The 1,776-nt window shown below is 57.0% G+C and carries 4 protein-coding genes; all 4 read right to left on the bottom strand.

All coding sequences use genetic code 11. The features are described 5' to 3' along the window. Nucleotides 1–5: 5 nt before the first annotated feature. Entirely contained in the window at nt 6–623 is a 618-nt protein-coding gene (locus tag ABD892_RS02735) for a hypothetical protein (RefSeq protein ID WP_345193588.1), read from the bottom strand. Between the two features lie 9 nt (nt 624–632). Beyond that, complete coding sequence (locus ABD892_RS02740) at nt 633–1,406, bottom strand: phage protein Gp36 family protein (RefSeq protein ID WP_345193598.1); 774 nt, start codon at nt 1,404–1,406, stop codon at nt 633–635. Further along, complete coding sequence (locus ABD892_RS02745; protein WP_345193600.1) at nt 1,406–1,582, bottom strand: DUF7210 family protein; 177 nt, start codon at nt 1,580–1,582, stop codon at nt 1,406–1,408. The genes ABD892_RS02740 and ABD892_RS02745 overlap by 1 nt, the downstream gene beginning before the upstream one ends. Before the next feature lie 11 nt (nt 1,583–1,593). Further along, a partial coding sequence (locus ABD892_RS02750; RefSeq protein ID WP_345193602.1) for a hypothetical protein occupies nt 1,594–1,776 on the bottom strand: 183 nt, incomplete at its 5' end.

A 1,776-nucleotide genomic window follows, 5' to 3' on the forward strand; every position in this document is an offset into this window, starting at 1 on the left:
GCCATTTAAAAGCTGCCCCCGTCCATATCGCAGTTGGTGAGCGACACATTGGAGATACCGCCCCCGGTAATGGTGGCGGCATTGTGATTTTGTAACGCCAGTGTCCCCAGGTTGAGACTGGTGCGGGCAGCATTGATATCGGTCAGGTCCGACAGGTTGAGGTTTTTATTCAGCCGGTTATCCAGTCCGGTTGTCAGTGCCGCCAGTTCGCTGTCATTGTCCTGCAGGGCAGTGGCCAGCTCATTCAGCGTATCCAGTGCGGCTGGCGCACCGGCTATCAGGTTATTGATGGCGTTGCTGATCCTGGTATCCACTTCGCCGGACGTAATGCTGCTACCGGAGGCAAGCGAAACCACACCCTCACCATCAATATTCAGCCCTGCGCCAATCTTGATACCGCCAAGATCCGTCGCCGTTGCGGTGGGTAAGCTGTAGTGGTTGGCATTGGTCTCAATACCGGCCAGTTTGTTATGGTCGGTCACTCCTCCGATGATCAGGATGGTATCGTTACTGGCCCCGATAAACAGGTGACCACTGACTTCCGAGTAGGCCAGCTCCCCTTCCGCCAGTGAGGCCGGGGTGCCGGTTATCTGGCTGCGCTTGATCCGGATGACGTTTGCCATGGTCTGTCCCTAGAAATAACCGCCGTTGATCACAATGTCGTTATTGTCCGGTATGACCAGCACCGTCCACTCACCGTTGTAGCGGGTGTATTGTCGGCCATCGGTGGGCGCATCACCGATATAGTCAGCATCGTGGTCATGGTGCATACCGATGGAATGAATCTGGCCGTCAGACATAGTCAGTGTCAGGCTGTTGCCGTCGTAGTCGGCATGACGGAGATAACTGTCCAGTGTCGACAGATCCACACGTACCTGCCCGCCGTTCTGATCGGTAAAAACGAAATCGCTGCCTTCGAGTCTTGGCGATGTCAGTCCCGTCGAGGTGGCGGCTTCGCTGTTGGTCACCGGCACTGGTGTGGCCGTGCTCTCAAAGGTGTTCATGGTGAACACACGGTCGGTTCGGCTGCGGGTAACGGTGACGTCCATACTGGCAACCGGTACTGCGGGCTCGTCTGCGGCACTTGGCAATGTCGCCTTGCCGGAGGCCAGGTCCCGCAGCATCGCCACCGCATCCTTGTAACGGTTGCGGACATCTTCGGTGACCCGGTTTTCATAGAGCCGATAACGGGCAATATCCGCACAGAGACGGGCAAGAATATCCGGCGCTGGATCAATCGGTGTGTCATACCGTGCCGCCAGATAGGTGTTGATCTCCTGACCAGCGTCGTCCAGCGTACGTTCCACCCGAACGGTATCGATCAAACCGGTGCGGTTTATGTCGGTCAGCTTTAACAGCTCCGTTTCCCCGAACCGATCGATCAGGCCCTGCAGGGTGCAGTACATCAGTCAGCCTGCTCCGACGTTTTGGGCCGGGTGGTTTTTCTGGTGTCACTGGCAGGCACAACAGCACCCAGCGCAAGCAGCTTTTCAGCGTCTGACTCATTCAGTTTGATACTGCTTTCTGGCGGGTAGAAAGTGCCGTTGTGCCTGACCGGATGCAGGGTTTTGTACTGGCTCATGCAGCGCTCCTTCAGGCGATAATGTTTTCGATGAAGTAGGCGACATCAGGGCAGACAATCAGCTCATTGAGCGACTCCCCGACCCGAATCGCCTCACCGCCACGCAGACCAATATTGCCATCGGGACGAGTACCAGCCACACGGCCGCCATGTTCGGCGGTAAAGCCAAAGGTGACGCCTTTGCTGGGCTGGGC

It is taken from the genome of Kistimonas scapharcae (genome assembly GCF_039540975.1).
GTDB classification, from domain to species: domain Bacteria; phylum Pseudomonadota; class Gammaproteobacteria; order Pseudomonadales; family Endozoicomonadaceae; genus Kistimonas; species Kistimonas scapharcae.